Origin of the sequence: Phormidium tenue FACHB-1050 (assembly GCF_014696925.1) — a bacterium.
Classification (GTDB): Bacteria; Cyanobacteriota; Cyanobacteriia; order Pseudanabaenales; family Pseudanabaenaceae; genus Pseudanabaena.
Genome location: NZ_JACJQY010000006.1, coordinates 104699 through 122411, shown reverse-complemented (window position 1 = coordinate 122411; position 17713 = coordinate 104699). Strand labels below are relative to the sequence as shown.

The following is a 17713-nucleotide window of genomic DNA, read 5'->3' as shown; positions in this document are numbered from 1 at the left end:
AAGCAAACAGGAGATTTCATACTGATTTCATTGTGCCAAGTCAAACTAGATATAAAAGTAATGACTAGAGATACATTACCCTCTTCAATCAAGTCTCTATGCCATTAGTTCCTAGCTCATAGCCCGAACAAAAGTATATGAATTCCATTAATCGACGTAGGTTTCTCTCCCTTAGTGCTGGTGCTACTGGATCTGTACTATTAACCCAATGCAGTTGGGCTAGTACCTCAAGGCAACTTACTCAAAAAACTAATGGTGCTGAAGTATTTACAACTAATCCCGACGGTTTATTAGATGTGGCTTTAGAAGCACGTCCCAGTCTCATCAAATTGGGGCAACAGCAGGGCAACTTATTGACCTATAACGGACAAATTCCAGGACCAAGATTAGAAGCAAAAGCTGGGGACTCTGTACGCATCCATTTTACCAACAAGCTATCCCAAGCTACAAATCTCCACTATCATGGGCTGCACATTCCACCGACTGGAAAAGCTGACAATATCTTTCTTTCCGTTCCGCCCAGCGCAACCGAGATTTATGAATTTACTCTGCCAAAAAATCATCCTGCAGGAACATTTTTCTATCATCCCCACATACATGAAACGGTTGCAGAACAAGTGTTTGGCGGATTGGGAGGTATCTTTATTGTGCGTGGTGCATTGGATGATATTCCCGAAATCCGAGCCGCTAAAGAAGAGTTTTTATTTTTGAAAGATTTTGCACTTGATGCAAATGGCAAAATTCCTGTCCCTAATCATATGGACGTTATGCGCGGACGGGAAGGCTCAATTCTTACCGTTAACGGACAAGTAAATCCCACATTCTCTTTAGCCTCTGGCGGTTTGTTGCGCTTGCGGATGATCAATGCTTCAACATCTCGTTTTTATCGTCTCAGTCTCGAAGATCATCCGTTTTATTTGATTGCTACTGACGGTGGTGCGATCGCCGAACCTGTCGAGCTAAAAGAACTACTGTTATCCCCCGGTGAACGCGCAGAAGTATTAGTTCGGGGCGATCGCACTCCCAAACAATATCGATTGCTAAATTTACCTTACGATCGCGGTGGATTAGCGATGATGGGAGGCATGAATAACGGCGGCATGATGATGGGCAATCGTATAACAGAAGCTAATGCAACTCAAGTTATCGCTACGATTACCTATAAAGACGCACTAGCAAAGCCCCTCCCATTACCACAAAAACTCATTCCCGTTGAAATATTACCTCAACCAGTCAAAACTCGCCGCATTGAAATGTCGATGGCAATGGGGACAGGAATGGGGATGCAAATGACATTTCTATTTAATGGCAAAACCTTTGATATGAATCGAGTGGATGCCACCGTAAAATTGGGAACTACTGAAGATTGGGAGATTGCAAACGTAGATCCCGATGGGATGGAACACTCGTTTCATTTGCATACAAATCCTTTCCAAGTAATCGATCGCAATGGCAAACCCGATCCCTATCAAGCATGGGAAGATACTCTGCGTGTTCGCGCTAAGGAAACAGTACGGATTCGGATTCCGTTCCGCGATTTTGTAGGAAAAACAGTATATCACTGTCATATACTTGACCATGAAGATCTTGGCATGATGGGGCTTGTGGATATGCAAGCATAGCTTAAGGACTAAATTAAGGTTCAAAGTAAAAATAAGGCTCTGGTAAGATTAAAGTTGAAAATGATTATCAATTTTTATTGCCATGCCAGCCAAGTCGAAAACACAGCCTATAACAACTGATGATGCACCAAACTGTGAGATTCATCTGGTGCATTTAGATAAGGTGGTTGCTTGTCAGTCTGAGATATTCTCGTCCAAAGAAGCACAACAAATGGCAGATTTTTTTGCAGTGCTGTCTGATCCTCACCGATTGCGTCTCATATCTGCTCTTGCAGGACAAGAGTTATGTGTTTGTGATTTGTCTATAGCTATGAAAATGAGCGATTCTGCGGTGTCTCATCAACTGCGAATTTTGAGATCGGCTAGATTGGTAACTTACCGTAAGGAAGGGCGTAATGTTTACTACAGCCTTGCAGACAAGCATATAGTTAATCTTTATCGAGAAGTCGCAGACCATTTAAAAGAGGGCGAATTGTAAAGTTTATTGATTTTTTGCCCAAAAGCCCAGAAGAGAAACGGCGCTTCGCGCCGTTTCTCTTCTGGGCTTTATATTTTAACAATACTGGCTATAAATTAAATTCTTTGCTAATCTATTGAATAGTTGTTCAATCATTCAGAGGTATGCATGGCAAAAAGTTGTTGCGGTGATAATGAGCCTAAAAATTCTAAGAAGTCTGATCATGATCACGACCATGATCATAGTCATGGTGATGACTCTTCAGGAATCAAGAGAGAAGTGATCGCAGTTGGAGCGACAATTGTGCTATTCGCAATTGGTCTCATTTTTGAAGAGCGATTACATGAGATGAACTATTGGGTAGTAGATCATGCGATATTCACAGTTGCCTACTTACTGAGTGGATGGAGCGTTCTCAAAATTGCGGGAAGAAATATTCTGCGTGGTCGCTTCTTTGATGAGAATTTCTTAATGACGATCGCTACAGTAGGCGCATTTGCCATTCACAAATTACCTGAAGCAGTTGCGGTCATGCTGTTTTACAAAATCGGTGAATTGTTTCAAGACATGGCGATCGGCAATTCGCGGCGATCAATCAAGTCTCTTTTAGAAGTTCGTCCCGATGTCGCTTTTCGTCAAACCGAGTCAGGTGTGGAGCAAATTTCTCCAGAATCTGTATCTGTAGGTGAAGTAATCATCGTCAAAGCAGGAGAGAAAATCCCCCTTGATGGTGAAGTCATTGCAGGTAATGCTCAACTAAATACGGCGGCGCTGACGGGAGAATCTGTCCCTCGTGCTGTTGGCATTGGCGATACGGTTTTATCGGGCATGATCAATGAGACAGGATATCTCACTGTGCGCGTGACCAAGGTTTATGGTGAGTCTTCAATTTCCAAGATTCTCGATTTAGTCGAAAATGCCAGTAGTCAGAAGGCGGAAACCGAGAAATTTATCACGCAGTTTGCTCGAATCTATACGCCGATTGTGGTGTTTATCTCTTTAGCAGTGGCAACGATTCCACCATTGGTAATGCAAGGGGCGACGCAAGCCGAATGGTTCTATCGAGCCTTAGTTATTCTGGTGATTTCCTGTCCTTGTGGTTTGGTGATTAGTATTCCATTAGGATATTTCGGGGGTGTTGGTGGTGCAGCGAAGCGTGGCATTTTGGTTAAGGGGTCAACCTTCCTAGATACCTTAGCGGCGGTGAAGGTAGTTGCTTTTGATAAAACAGGAACTTTAACTCAAGGCAACTTTAAGGTGGCTAAGATTGCTCCTAGCAATGGATTTACAGAATCAGAACTACTAGAGATTGCCGCAAAAGTAGAAGCGAGATCGAATCATCCTGTTGCCAAGTCGATTCTGGAAGCATACGGGAAAGCTCCTGATCTGTCTGATATTGGTGAGTTTGAAGAGATTGCTGGTCATGGTGTTCGATCGCAGATTAACAATCAAACTATCTTTGCGGGTAATGAACGCTTTTTACAACGCGAAAAAATTGCTTACACAATTCCTTCCAATAAAGGCACAATTGTACATCTAGCAATTGACCATGTTTATGCTGGCTATATTCAGATTGCTGACGAACTCAAAGATGATGCAGATCAGGCAATCCGATCACTAAAACAACAGGGCATTCATACAGTCATGCTCACAGGCGATCGCGACAGTGTGGCAAAGATTATTGCCGAACGTTTAGGCGTAAATAGCTACTACGCTGATCTCTTACCTGAAGGGAAAGTTGATGTCCTCAACAAGCTCTTAAAAAATGTCAAAAAGGGAGAGAAAGTTGCCTTTGTCGGTGATGGCATCAATGACGCTCCTGTTCTCGCTAGATCTGATGTTGGGATTGCTATGGGTGGATTGGGTTCTGATGCAGCGATTGAGACTGCGGATGTGGTGCTTATGACTGATGCTCCTTCTAAGGTATCTGAAGCGATCGCCATCGGACAAAAAACGCACCGCATCGTCCTTCAAAATATCTACCTAGCTATGGGAATCAAGGGATTATTCATTGTCCTTGGCTCCTTTGGTGTGGCGAATATGTGGGAAGCGATTTTTGCCGATGTCGGTATGGCTTTGTTGGCGATCGCCAATGCGTCCAGAGTTTTAAAATAGTACCTATTACTCTTGTATGAGCCAATTGATGTTTGTTAAAAACTTTTATTAAAAGTGTTAACTTCTCTTTGGCGTATCTACTTATTAACTAAAGTTCTTAAATAAATTTCATCTAATTTATGTTCAAAAAGATATTCATTACTTTTTTTGTGTTTTTAATGTCTGGGAATACGGCAGCGTTTTCCCACGTAATCTCGCCATCAGACAAAACTAAGCCTAGGGTTACAGATTTAGTCAAACATGGTAAAGAGTTGTGGGATAAAAAGGATATAGCCAGTGCATTAGCTGACTATCAACTAGCCGCCACCATCGAATCTAAAAATGCCAAAATTCAAGCAAGTATTGGCTTTCTGTTTACCCAACAAAGTAAGTTTCCAGAGGCGATCGCCGCATTTCAACAAGCCATCCGTTTAGATAACAAAGATGTAAAATCTCTAATTGGTCTAGGTTTCATATACACACAGCAGAAAAACTTTACAGAAGCATTGGGATTTTATCAGCGGGTGATCGCCATCGATCCTAAAAATATTGATGCTTATCAAAGTATTGGCTATATTTTCGATAGTCAAAATGATCTTGCAAATGCGGCTAGAGCATATCAACAACTGATTACCATTGCTCCAAGCAATGTGAAAGCATATCTTGATCTAGGTCATGTTTTTGAAAAGCAGCAGAACATCCAAGCTGCCTCAGATATTTATGCCAAAGCTGTGCGCCTTGCCCCCACAAATCCAGATGTTCTATTTACTAGCGTAAGTTTAGACCGCGCAAAGATTACAACAGAAGAGGCGATCGCAAGGTATCAGCAGATTCTTAAAATTAATCCTCGTCATCTTGAAACAAATTTAATGCTCGCCCAAGCTCTAACTACACAAGGCAAATTAGATGAAGCTATTGGTTTTTATCAGACTGCTGCCAAACTTAGACCCAATCCCCTTATACAACAAGTAATCGCAACTTTATATACTGGGCAAAACAGACTTTCTATGGCAATCATTACCTACCGTGAAATCATCAAAAACAATCCTGAAGATGCCCTTGCCCACTTTAATATGGGTAAAATCTTGGCACAACAAAAGCGTAACCAAGAGGCTGTGATGTCATTTCAACGGGCAGAAGAACTATATACCCGCCTAGGTGATCTTAAAGCTATAAACGAAGTCCAAGCAGCCATTAAAGATCTCAAATAGTCAATTTATTAATCAAATCTGAATTAGAAATTATGAACGAAAACATTCCTGAAGAGACCATCTCATCCACCGCTCAAAAAGTCAAAGAACTCCGCAAGCAACAGCGATCGCATAGTTGGTTACAGCGATATCAACGCCCGATTATGGCCGGTATTTCCACGTTAGGAGTGGTTATTACTGCCTATCTAACCTTTGTCAGTTTTTCCCAATCATCGGTCGCCTGCCCGACCAATGCCTGCGATGTCGTGCTTACTTCTCCCTATGCCAAAATTTTTGGCTTGCCGCTATCTCTGTTTGGTTGCTTGGGATATGCCAGTATGATTGCTTTTGCGATCGCGCCCTTATTGGTTAAGCAGGAACAAAAAGAACTTCGTACTAAGCTAGATAACTGGACAGGATTACTACTCTTTATGGGTGGTACTGCCATGATGATATTTAGTGGCTACTTGATTTATTTGTTAGTTACGGTAATTCAGGCAGCTTGTGTTTATTGCATCGCTTCTGCGCTTCTATCTACCAGTCTATTTGTGTTATCGGTCATTGGTCGCAAATGGGAAGACATCGGAAAATTATTCTTCACAGGTGCGCTCATCGCCACTCTTACTATTGTTGGTACATTTGTTGTTTATGGAAGTGTGAATAAACCGATCGCTAGTGCGACTTTACCCGTTGATGCCGTCACAGGGAAACAAATCATCCAATCACCAACAGCAAGACCTAAACGGGGAATAGGATGGGAAGTTACGACAACTTCAGGTGCTGCCGAAATTGCCCTAGCAAAGCATCTCAAGCAAATAGGCGCAAAGATGTATGTCCTCTATACCTGTCCTCATTGCTACAAGCAAAAGCAATTATTTGGCAAAGAAGCTTTAGCTGAATTGAATTGGATTGAATGCTTACCCGATGGAAAGAATGCTCAACCTCAATTATGTGAAGCAGCCAAAATTCAGACAGTACCTACATGGGATATCAATGGCAAGTTTTATCAGGGTGAGCAAACACTTCAAAAGCTTGCTGATTTGTCAGGCTATCAAGGCGATCGTAACTTCCTTTATATGCTGCCTGATCATTAACGCTCAAAAATGCTGTTTATAGCATTTTTTGTTTTTGAATAGATTCTTGTTTCAACTTCACACAACATCATTTCTAATGCTTAACTTCTTACCATTTGCATTTGAGTTTACATCTCCAGGTCCGATCGCTTTTGGAATCGGATCACTTTCGATCCGTTGGTACGGAATGTTGATTGCCTCCGCAGTTATTATCGGCACATTATTAGCCCAAAACCTTGCAAAAAAACGTGGTATCGAGCCAGATGTGGTCGGCAATCTCGTAATTTGGCTAATAGTTGGCGCTATTCCCTGCGCCCGTCTATATTATGTTTTATTTGAATGGCAACGTTTCCAAAATCAACCTTATAAGGCTTTTGCAATTTGGGAAGGCGGCATCGCGATTCATGGTGCAATTATTGGCGGTGCAGTTGCCACAATTATTTTTTGTCAACGTCAAAAAATCTCAGCATGGTTAATGGCGGATATTATTATGCCTGCGCTGATTTTAGGTCAAGCGATCGGGCGTTGGGGCAATTTCTTTAATTCTGAGGCTTTTGGTCGACCCACCGATCTCCCTTGGAAATTATTTATTCCCATTGATCGCCGTCCCCCTGAATTTGCAAGCGAGTCATACTTCCATCCCACATTTCTATATGAATCAGTCTGGAATATGGGTGTGTTTGCGATCCTGATGTTTCTATTCTTCAGATTTCCCAAAATCAGAACTGGGACGTTAACCATGACTTATGCGATCGCCTATAGTCTAGGGCGCTTTTGGATTGAAGGGTTGCGGACAGATAGCCTAATGGTTGGATCACTGCGTACTGCTCAAATTATCAGTCTTGTGGCGATCGCATTAGGTATTGCGGGTTTAGTTTGGCTATACGGATTGCGGCGACGGTTTCCCGACACAGTTTCCAAAAAAGTTTCTCAAAAAGATAGTCAAATATAAAAAATACTGACTCTTGCATAGCGATCGCTCTAAAAAGCATTTGATTTATGAGGCTATTTTTAGAGCGATCGCAACTTTAGATATACCTTAGACGCAGCATTAAGTTTTTTCCTTCCACAAAATACTCATTACTCATGCTGGTATAGTTTGAAATGCTTATCAGTTCTAGTGAATAACAGTCACTAGAAGAGACGGGGAAAGTTTGGTGCAAATCCAACGCTGTCCCGCAACTGTAATAAAAGTAATCAGCTTTTTTAGTCAGAATACCCGCTAATGAGCAATCTCAAACTCTTATTTCATTTGCGAGGTACAAAATGAAAAATTCCGTTCAAACAATATGGTGGCGGACTGAGCAGTTCGTTATGTCAGTGCAAGTACAAGCAGCTTTATATGTTGTATTGTGGGCGCTAATAATCTGGTCGGTTTACTTTACAACTTATCCTGCGGTGCATGACTCCGTTCATTCGCTTCGACATCACACACTTGGAGTGAGTTGTCATTAATGTTCGAGTTCAGCACTTACAGGAGGTTTTAATCGTGTTATCAAAGTTTAAATTATCAACATTTTTGATGGGCTTCACCTGCTTCATCATTATCGCAAGTACCGCATTCATTGGGGTTTCTCAATCATCCCAACCCTCTGTGCAATTAGTGACCGCGCCGCCGATCGCGCAAGTGACTCCATTAGAAGCAGAAGCCACAAAATACTTAGGCTCTGGGCAATATGATTCACCTGTCCAGTTAAAATTACAGGCGCGAGATGCCGCAGGTAAGTCATTACAGAATGCACAGTTTCATCTACAAATCCTCACTCCTGCACCAACACCTTGGTTTACCACAGACTTTCCAATTGTCGAGGGGACAAAACTGTTAGACATTGTTGGAGATGCTCCTACAGGTGAGTTTTTGGTGCAACAGGTTTTTCCAATTCGCGGTGAGTATCAGTTGAAGATCAATGTCAATCCAACTGTAGCTGATGCGTTTACCCCAATTGAGCAGACCTTAAATCTCACAGTTCCTGAAAATCCCTTGAAGTTTCGCTACTTTCCTGTTCTTATTGCAGTATTGTTAGCGATCGGGTTTGGTGGTGGTTGGATTATCGGTGGTGGGAAAAAGACTAAGATTCAAGCTGGAGAAATTGCCCCGCAACCAGTTCGATTACTTCTCAGTGGTGTGACTGTTTTAGCGATCGCCGCCCTGTTGTTCTTTAATATCAATGCCGAATTAGTCAAAGCACAGTCAGGCATGGAGTCAGAGACATCTACTGCTAATAATTCTGGTTTAATCGAGTCTCAAGGACTAAGACTGGAGCTAACTGGAGATAAATCCACTACAGTTGGACAAATGGCAGCTTTTCAAGCAAAAATCACTGACAGCAAAACTAATCAGCCTGTCAGTGATGTCATTGTTGCGATTAAGTCCACACAACTAGAAAATAACTGGGTAGCTTTTGGCTATCAAGGTGTTGCTGATTCTAAGGGTTTACTGACATGGCAAGAGCAATTTTTTGATGGTGCACCTCACAAAGTTGAAGTTAAAGTATCGCCTAGTCCAACTAGCAACCGTCAATTCCAATCATTCCAAGTGATTCAAGAAATTGATGTAGAAGGGATTGCCCCGCCGATGCTAGTTCGATTTATCGGATTATTTTACTTCACTGCTATTTTGGCATTGGGGTTGATTGGAGGATTATGGTCACAGCAGAAGTCAGAATCAATCTAAATCAGATCGTAATGACTACTCAGTATTGGCTAAAGTCAAATCTCATAACGTAAACCCCAAAAGGGAATGGCGGCGCTTCGCGCCGCCATTCCCTTTTGGGGTTTGATTTTGTACTAACACTGATAATGAAACGATTATGAAAACTATTTATGGCTGTGATATCATAAATAATGAAACGATTATGAAAACTGTTTATGGCTTAAGGCTGCTTAACCGTAGTATTTTTTATGGAACCCAATTCAATTCGGCGATCGCTCCTTGGAGCAGGCTTACTAGGGGCTGGAACTCTTTTCGGTAAGTTATTCCCTGCCAATGCTTTTGCTCAATCCCCCGACCTATCAAAGGGCAATCAGAAAGGGATGGATATGTCCCAGTCAGGCATGGTGCATGGCGGCAACATGATGGTCGGAGACGTAGATTCGACTAAAAATGGATTTGATCCGCGCAAAATGTTAACCGATTGGGATGGAGGGAAAGTCTCGCGCTTGTCTAATGGTCAAACACTGCGGGAATACAACATTGTTGTAAAAGAAAAAGAAATTGAAATTGCCCCTGGCATAAAGTATCCAGCTTGGACATACAACGGGCGAGTACCTGGACCAACAATCCGAGTCACAGAGGGCGATCGCGTACGGATCAACTTTAAGAATTCTGGATCTCATCCACACACAATTCACTTTCACGGCATTCATTCAGCGCGTCAAGATGGAATTGCGGGGACACTCGAAGCATTTCCTGAGATGGAAGTCACCTATGAGTTTGAGGCAAAACCATTTGGTTGTCATTTATATCACTGCCACTCGGTTCCATTTAAACGCCATATGCATAAAGGAATGTATGGAGCATTTATTGTTGACCCCGATCCTCAAAAGCATCTTGAACAGCACTCGGTGGCGAAATCTCGTCAACTAGGGACACCTGAAAATGCTAAGTGGCAGGAGTTTGTCATGGTGATGAATGCTTTTGACACTAATTTTGACGAGAAGAATGAAGTCTATGCGATTAATACGATTCCCTTCGAGTTTATGAAGCGTCCGATTCGGGTTGAACGCGATCGCCCAATTCGGATTTATCTGATCAATGTAGTTGAATTTGACCCGCTCAATTCTTTTCATCTCCACGCTAATTTCTTTGATTTCTACGATCACGGCACAACGCTCACCCCGACCCATCGCATAATCGATACCGTATCGATGATCCAAGCCCAGCGCGGCATTTTAGAGTTTTCTTTTAAAGACTTTGAGGCTGGAAACTATATGTTCCATGCCCATCAGTCTGAATTTCTCGAATTAGGTTGGATGGCTGCTTTTGAGGTAATGGCATGAATGAGCAAAAACTGCACAAACAAAATACTTGGCTTTGGGTGATTCTTCCCCTAGTTTTGATTACTGCATTAATTGGCATTTTTCTAACGACAAATCCACTAGCACTGTTGAAGAGTGCTGCACCACCCGTAGAAAAACTCACCGTAGAACAGACAATTTTAGATGAGACAGGCATTTCTCTTTCGGTTCGTGCCGATGGTTCACAACCCATGCAAATTGCTCAAGTGCAAATCGATGGAGCATATTGGCAATTTACGCAAGATCCAGCAGGTGAGTTACCTCGGCTTTCGAGTGCTTGGATTCGACTGCCTTATCAATGGGTCGAGGGAGAATCTCATCATATTAGTTTGTTGACGAATACGGGCGTGGCGTTTGAACATAAAATTGAAGTCGCTGTGCAAACTCCCACAGTTTCGGGTAATCGCTTGTTGAGCTTTGCCTTATTAGGGTTGTATGTCGGTATTGTCCCTGTTGGGTTGGGAATGATGTTCTACCCAGCTTTAAAAGCGCTGAGTGGTCAGGGCATGAAATTTCTATTGGCGCTGACTCTCGGTATGCTAGGTTTCTTGTTTGTGGATACCCTTCTAGAAGCAATCGAGAAAGCAGCGAAAGTTGCGACAGTTTTTTCAGGCGGTACACTGGTTTGGTTGATTACTGCGGCTAGCTTCTTAACAGTCTTTATGATTGGTAGACGATCTGGTAAAGCTCCAGAAGGAACTAAGTTATCGACATACATGGCTTTAGGCATTGGTATTCACAATTTAGGAGAAGGATTGGCGATCGGGGCTGCTTTTGCGGTTGGAGAAGCGGCTTTAGGATCTCTGCTTGTCATAGGTTTTACGCTGCACAACATTACTGAAGGAATTGGCATTGCGGCTCCGCTCATTGACCTCCGCCCAAAACTCAGAACCCTGATTGGTTTAGTTGCTTTAGCGGGGTTACCTGCGGTGATCGGCACTTGGATCGGAGCATTCGCGTTTATGCCGATTTTTGCCGTGCTGTTTTTGAGTATTGGCGCAGGAGCCGTGTTACAAGTAATTGTCGAGGTTGGGTCATATCTAACTCGCACTGCCCAAAAGCAGGGCGGTTCGTGGTTGTCTAAATCGAGTTTGGCGGGATTTGGTCTGGGTCTAGCCGTGATGTATGGAACAGCGCTGCTGGTGAGTGCTTAAGGCAGGGTAAGTGAATCATGAATAAACTGCCTTGTTCCTGCTCGCTTTTGACAGTGAGATGACCTTGGTGATGATGCACGATCGCCTGTGCGATCGCCAAGCCTAAACCCGTCCCCCCCGTTTTGCGAGAGCGATCACCATCAACTCGATAGAAGCGATCAAAAATTCGATGTTGCTCAGCCTTAGGAATGCCAATCCCTGTATCTTTTACTGCGATAACAGCATTGTGGTCTTGGACTTCTAAACTGATATGCACAGATCCTTGAGCAAGACTGTACTGAATGGCATTAGCAATCAGATTTGATACCAGTCGATAAAGTTGTGATTCATTGCCAAGTACATAGATTTCTATAGAAGGAACTTGACTAGTTAAGTGAATATCCGATGCAGTGGCAAGTTCTGACATTTCTTCGGTCAAGTCGCTGACTAAATCATTCAAACAGCAGGGTTGAAATTTTTTTGGAGATGAATTTTGCTCAAGACTAGACAAAAGGAGGAGGTCAGCAATTAAATTACTCAAGCGCCTTCCCTGCTTTTCTACTTTGTAGAGCATAGTTTGCGTATCTTCGAGATTAGCTTGTGGTACTCGTAAGATTGCTTCGACAGTAGCAAGGAGACTGGCGAGGGGCGATCGCAATTCATGGGCAGCATTGGCGGTGAACTGTTGCTGTTGTTGATAGGATTTGTAAATCGGTTGCATTGCTAATTTGGATAGCCACCAACTAGAAATCGCGATTAAAATCAAAGCGATCGGCAATCCAATCGCCAAAATTATTTTGATTCGCTTTACTTCCGCATCAAAAGGTTCTAAGGTGCGCCCAATTTGCAAATAGCCCCAAGAAGTTTTGACTTTATGTTGCTGGCTCTGATGACTCTTGGCATCATCGCTATGGAGAATAATCGTGAACTGATGATAACGGACTCCATTAGCACTTTGAAAAGTTTGCCAAGGATGATCAGATAAACTTGAAGGTAATTCTTTAAGTATTTGACTGGGTGAAAAGGCGAGAAGTTTACCTTGATAATTGAAGAGCCGAATGTAGTATGTACTGCGATCACTAATTCCTGTTGTATGCCGTTGAATTAGAGTAGGACTGACATTACAAGGCTGGTCTACTAAACAGAGTTCTGGCAAAATTCGTCGTAAAATAGAAGTTGGTTCTTCGGAAGCAGGTAACATAGGTTCTAAACTATCGTGCAAAGTCCCTGCGATCGATTCCATTTCCCGTTCCATCGCTTCCCAATTGGATTGAATCAGAAAGCGATACATACTGAATCCCGACAAACTCAAAATTACTGCCATCACTCCTGCATACCAAAGTGCAAGACGAGTACGGCTACGGCGAAATAATAGATGGGTGTTCATGGCTGCGTGTTAAACCGATAGCCTTGACTGGGAATCGTTTCAATTGGACATTCACAGCCATAGCTTGATAATTTACGACGTAATAAACGCATTTGCGCTGCGACTACATTGCTGATTGGCTCTTCATTGAGATCCCAAAGTTGATTGCGAATTTTGCTGCCTGAAATAATGCGATCAGCATTTTGCATGAGGTAAGTGAGAATCTGAAACTCTTTTGTTGTTAAGGGAATAACCTGTGATACTTGATCAGATTCCGTCACTAATAGTGAGTTATTGGCATAATCCAGAGAAAATTTGCCGATGGTGAGAATTTGTGGTTGCAAATTTGGAGATCGCCTCTGCAATGCGCGTAACCTTGCCAAAAGTTCTTCCATCACAAAGGGTTTAACCAAATAGTCATCAGCTCCTGCATCTAGCCCTGCGATCCGATTTTCGGGCTGTCCTAGGGCTGTGAGCATGAGTACGGGCAATGGATTTTGGTGCGATCGCAGTTTTTGGCATAGTTCTAGTCCTGATAGTTTGGGCAGGAGCAAATCAAAAATTGCCACAGAATAGTCTGTCCATTGATTTTCGAGATAGTACCAAGCCTGAGCGCCATCAGTTACCCAATCCACTACATATTTTTCGCAAATTAAAACCTGCTTAATCGCTGTTCCTAAGTCTATTTCATCTTCTACAAGCAAAATTCGCATGGATCTAAGTAAATTAATCACGAGCTTGATTGTAGCGAAACAATTAGCATTTCACCTCGATTTCATCGCACCTCTGGCAAGCTACTTAAGAATTTATTAAGCCCTTTGCCATTGTGAGGATATCCTATGAAAAAATTGCCATTAGTTAGTGCTGCTCTAGCAGCAATTTTAGCCGTCGCCAGCCCTGTATTTGCCCATGTCGGACATGGAGATGAATTTCAGTCTAAAGGCAAGATTCAGCGCGTGCAGATAAATTCCGAAACCGATCAACAGTTTGGGATTATTGTTACACCGATCGCTCAAACTGCAAAAAGTGCCGCAGGGGTGATGGTTCCAGTAACATCTCTGGTTGAAGCCGATGGTAAACAGCTTGTATTTGTGCAGTACCAAAACTTCTATGAGCCAGTGGAAGTCAAGACTGGTAAGACTCAGGGGGAAAATATTGAAGTTATTGATGGTCTATCAGTAGGCGAAAAACTGGTGACTCAGGGTAGTTTGTCTCTCTATGCCCAATCTCGCAAGACTCAGAAAGCCGATCCAGTAGCTAGTCCCAGTACAGTAGCTAGTCCTAATGCAGTTGCAACCGCGATCGCCACTCCCCAAAGTACAGCAGAACATAATCAAGCCCACGTTAAAGGAATTGCTCACAGCGATCAAGGTGTATTGTCGCAAGAAAGCAACTTGCTAGTTGGTGGTGTAGTTGTTGGCGGTAGTGCATTGGCATTGCTCGGTGGTGGAATTTTTCTACTCAAAAATCGTCAAAGCAGCCGCAAAAAACTAAAGCTTAACTCTCGTTCCAAAGATCAAGGAGACGTTTAAGCTCGATGTCTAACTCAATTTTGAACCAGATTCTTAAAGGCTCAATCGTGCAGCGATGGCTGATTGTCGTTTGTGCGATTTTAATCACCTTGTGGGGAGTCTTTACTGTGACGCAGATGCCTCTGGATGTATTTCCTGAATTTGCACCACCTCAAGTCGATATTCACACTGAAGCTTCTGGGCTTGCGCCCGATGAAGTGGAGTCACAAATTACAATCCCGATTGAAAGTGCGGTTAATGGCTTGCCAGGGGTAACGATTGTGCGATCGTCATCTAAGGTGGGGCTGTCGATGGTGAATGTGGTATTTGATCAAAATGCGGATATTTACCGAGCAAGACAATCGGTTACAGAGCGACTTCAGCAGGTGACAAATCAACTTCCTGAAGGGGTACATCCGCCAGAAATTTCACCTTTAGTTTCGCCACTAGGAACTATTTTGCAATATGCCTTTACGGTGAATGGTCAGGGCAGAACTTCGCTAATGGATCTGCGCCAGTTAGTTGAGGGGAATCTGAGAAACCAGATTTTGTCAGTCCCAGGGGTGACTCAGGTGACAATTTATGGTGGTGATGAACGTCAGAATCAGGTGCTAGTCAATCCTGCCAAATTGCGATCGCTGAATGTTTCTCTGACTGAAGTTACTGATGCAGCTAAAGGCGCAAATTCTAACGCACCTGCTGGCTTCCAGATTGGTGGTGGTCAGGAACTACTTGTACGCGGTATTGGCAAAGTCAAATCAATTCAAGACTTACAGCAATCAGTAGTCAAGGTTGATAATGGCAAACCAATTCTGCTGAGAGATGTCGCCGAAATAAAAACGGGAACAGCCTTAAAGCGTGGCGATGGCAGCTTTAACGGTAAACCTGCGGTGGTGCTGATGATTAACAAGCAGCCTGATGTGGATACGCCCACTGTCACCAAGGGCGTAGAAGCAGTAATGCAGTCTTTGCAAACGACATTCCCTGCCGATGTGCAAGTCGCTCGCACCTTCCGCCAAGCTAACTTTATCGATACAGCGATTAAGAATGTCAGTGGTTCACTACTAGAAGGCATCGTGATTGTATCGGTGATCATGCTGCTGTTTTTGATGAACTGGCGCACTGCTGTAATTACTCTAACTGCGATTCCTTTATCACTTTTGATCGGGTTGATGCTGATGAAAGCCTTTGGCTTAGGCATTAACACAATGACCTTAGGTGGTTTAGTCGTAGCGATCGGTTCGGTTGTCGATGACTCGATCGTGGACATGGAAAACTGTTATCGCGGACTAAGAACCAATCAAGCACAGGGTAATCCTAAACATCCTTTTCAGGTGGTGTATGACACTTCTGTAGAAGTTCGTCTCGCGGTGATTTTTTCCACTGTGATTATCGTGGTTGTATTTGCCCCGATTTTTAGTTTGACGGGTGTGGAAGGTCGCATTTTTGCGCCGATGGGATTAGCATATCTACTGTCAATTGCGGCTTCGACTCTAGTTGCAATGACGGTTTCACCTGCCCTTTGTGCAATCCTATTGGCAGACCAAACCTTGCCACAAGAAGGTACTTTTGTTTCACGGTGGGCAGAACGCTTGTATCGTCCATTCCTAAGTTTGTCGATGCGATCGCCGATGATTATTCTCGGTTTCGCCCTTGCCGCCCTAGTTGCAACGAGCGTGATTGTTCCCTCCCTCGGACGAGTTTTTCTGCCCGAATTTCGAGAAAAGTCTATGGTTAACTCGATGGTACTTTTCCCTGGAGTATCCCTAGATATGACCAATCGCGCAGGGATGGCACTATATAACTCGCTCAAAGGCAATCCATTATATGAGTGGGTGCAAGTGAGGTCAGGACGCGCCCCTGGTGACGCAGATGGTGCAGGCGTAAGCATGGCGCACGTAGATGTGGAATTAAGCGATGCCGCCCTGAAAAATCGGGAAGAAAGCATCAAGCAATTGCGGGAAGCCTTCAACAAATTACCAGGGGTGGCTCCGAATATTGGCGGATTTATTTCGCATCGTATGGATGAAGTGCTATCAGGGGTCAGAAGTGCGATCGCGGTCAAAATCTATGGCTCTGACCTAGCGCAACTCCGAACTATTGGTGAACAAGTACGTGATGCGATCGAGCCTATTGCTGGGCTTGTGGATTTACAACTAGAACCGCAATTACCAATTCGTCAAGTTCAAATCGAATACAATCGCACGGCGGCAGCAACCTATGGATTCAGTATGGAACAGGTATCCAATGTTGTCGAAACTGCACTGAATGGTCGTGTTGTTTCGCAACTATCAGAAAATCAGCAGCTAGTTGATACTGTAGTTCTATTACAAGAATCGTCTCGTAATAGCCTCGATGATATGCGTGCGATCCCTCTGATTGCTCCGACAGGACAACAGATATCCCTCGGTGAGATTGCTCAGATTGGTTACGGTATGGGTGCAAATGTGATCAATCGTGAAGATGTTTCACGGCTAATCGTGGTTTCTACCAACGTTGCTGGTCGCGATCTCAATAGCGTTGTCAAAGACATTCAAGCTCAGATTCAGCAAAAAGTAAAACTGCCCAACGGTTACTTTATCCAATATGGCGGACAGTTTGAATCAGAGGAGCGAGCTACTAATAACCTGTTAGTGTTCAGTATTCTTGCCGCGATCGCGATCGCGGTGTTGATGTTCTTCTCAGTGAATTCTATCCCTGCGGCGATCGCGATCATGATCAACTTACCTCTAGCTTTAGTCGGTGGGATTATTTCCGTTGCGCTTACTGGTGGTGTCATTTCCATTGCCTCCCTCATCGGTTTCATTACCCTGTTTGGAGTTGCTGTGCGTAATGGCTTGTTGCTAGTTGATAACTACAACAATAAATTTGCTCAAGGAATGCCTCTTAAAGATGTAATTTTTAAAGGTTCTATGGAACGAGTTAATGCCATTTTGATGACTGCACTCACTTCTGCGTTAGGAATGCTGCCCTTGGCAATTTCTAGTAGCGCTGGGAATGAAATCTTACAACCTCTAGCGATCGTGGTTTTAGGTGGCTTGATTACCTCTACGATTTTGACCCTATTGGTAATTCCTGCTATCTACGCCAAGTTTGGTAAGTGGTTAGTTCCCAAACAAAAATCTGCCATCCTTGAGAAGCAATTTGAGGTGAATGAGAACCCACAAGTATTAGTTAAATCATAGCCATAAAGACTTTAAGAATTAGAATAAGGAACAAATTCGCCTTAATTTAGTTCTTAAAGTCAAAA

14 protein-coding genes and 1 riboswitch are annotated in these 17713 nt (G+C 43.3%); of the genes, 12 read left to right on the top strand and 2 right to left on the bottom strand.

All coding sequences use genetic code 11. The features are described 5' to 3' along the window. Positions 1-137 precede the first annotated feature (137 nt). The 10 genes from H6G05_RS06085 to H6G05_RS06040 all read left to right on the top strand — a co-directional run bounded on the left by H6G05_RS06085 (position 138) and on the right by H6G05_RS06040 (position 11607). Positions 138-1622: a multicopper oxidase family protein gene (locus H6G05_RS06085; RefSeq protein ID WP_190577209.1), complete on the top strand. Its 1485-nt coding sequence runs from the start codon at positions 138-140 to the stop codon at positions 1620-1622. An 82-nt stretch (positions 1623-1704) separates the two neighbouring features. Beyond that, positions 1705-2100, top strand: a complete 396-nt coding sequence (locus H6G05_RS06080) for an ArsR/SmtB family transcription factor (RefSeq protein WP_199310356.1) — start codon at positions 1705-1707, stop codon at positions 2098-2100. A gap of 147 nt (positions 2101-2247) precedes the next feature. After that, positions 2248-4194 carry a heavy metal translocating P-type ATPase gene (locus H6G05_RS06075; protein WP_190577208.1) on the top strand — a complete coding sequence of 649 codons (1947 nt, stop codon included), beginning with the start codon at positions 2248-2250 and terminating at the stop codon, positions 4192-4194. A gap of 158 nt (positions 4195-4352) precedes the next feature. Beyond that, positions 4353-5384: a tetratricopeptide repeat protein gene (locus tag H6G05_RS06070; protein ID WP_190577207.1), complete on the top strand. Its 1032-nt coding sequence runs from the start codon at positions 4353-4355 to the stop codon at positions 5382-5384. 143 nt (positions 5385-5527) lie between these two features. Beyond that, a complete protein-coding gene (locus tag H6G05_RS06065) occupies positions 5528-6457 on the top strand; it encodes a vitamin K epoxide reductase family protein (RefSeq protein ID WP_408962462.1) in 930 nt (309 codons plus the stop codon). Between the two features lie 76 nt (positions 6458-6533). Beyond that, positions 6534-7388 (top strand): prolipoprotein diacylglyceryl transferase, encoded by an 855-nt coding sequence (gene lgt / locus H6G05_RS06060; RefSeq protein WP_190577205.1) that lies wholly within the window; start codon positions 6534-6536, stop codon positions 7386-7388. 143 nt (positions 7389-7531) lie between these two features. Further along, positions 7532-7677: riboswitch (cobalamin riboswitch) on the top strand. A 25-nt stretch (positions 7678-7702) separates the two neighbouring features. Then, on the top strand, positions 7703-7891 hold the full coding sequence (locus H6G05_RS06055) for a CbtB domain-containing protein (RefSeq protein WP_190577204.1): 189 nt from the start codon (positions 7703-7705) through the stop codon (positions 7889-7891). Positions 7892-7925: 34 nt separating this feature from the next. Then, complete coding sequence (locus H6G05_RS06050) at positions 7926-9110, top strand: hypothetical protein (protein ID WP_190577202.1); 1185 nt, start codon at positions 7926-7928, stop codon at positions 9108-9110. 227 nt (positions 9111-9337) lie between these two features. Then, positions 9338-10435: a multicopper oxidase domain-containing protein gene (locus tag H6G05_RS06045; RefSeq protein WP_190577200.1), complete on the top strand. Its 1098-nt coding sequence runs from the start codon at positions 9338-9340 to the stop codon at positions 10433-10435. Further along, complete coding sequence (locus tag H6G05_RS06040) at positions 10432-11607, top strand: ZIP family metal transporter (protein WP_190577198.1); 1176 nt, start codon at positions 10432-10434, stop codon at positions 11605-11607. Before H6G05_RS06045 ends, H6G05_RS06040 begins: the two co-directional genes overlap by 4 nt. On the opposite strand, the gene rppB is transcribed toward H6G05_RS06040, so the two are convergent. Beyond that, complete coding sequence (rppB, locus tag H6G05_RS06035; protein ID WP_190577196.1) at positions 11534-12973, bottom strand: two-component system sensor histidine kinase RppB; 1440 nt, start codon at positions 12971-12973, stop codon at positions 11534-11536. The genes H6G05_RS06040 and rppB overlap by 74 nt on opposite strands. Then, positions 12970-13665, bottom strand: coding sequence for a two-component system response regulator RppA (rppA, locus tag H6G05_RS06030; protein WP_190577194.1), 696 nt, complete (start codon positions 13663-13665; stop codon positions 12970-12972). Before rppA ends, rppB begins: the two co-directional genes overlap by 4 nt. Positions 13666-13791: 126 nt before the next feature. Between rppA and H6G05_RS06025 the strand changes: the two genes are divergently transcribed. Then, entirely contained in the window at positions 13792-14484 is a 693-nt protein-coding gene (locus H6G05_RS06025) for an efflux RND transporter periplasmic adaptor subunit (RefSeq protein ID WP_190577193.1), read from the top strand. 5 nt (positions 14485-14489) lie between these two features. Next, positions 14490-17648: an efflux RND transporter permease subunit gene (locus tag H6G05_RS06020; protein WP_190577191.1), complete on the top strand. Its 3159-nt coding sequence runs from the start codon at positions 14490-14492 to the stop codon at positions 17646-17648. Positions 17649-17713: the final 65 nt, after the last annotated feature.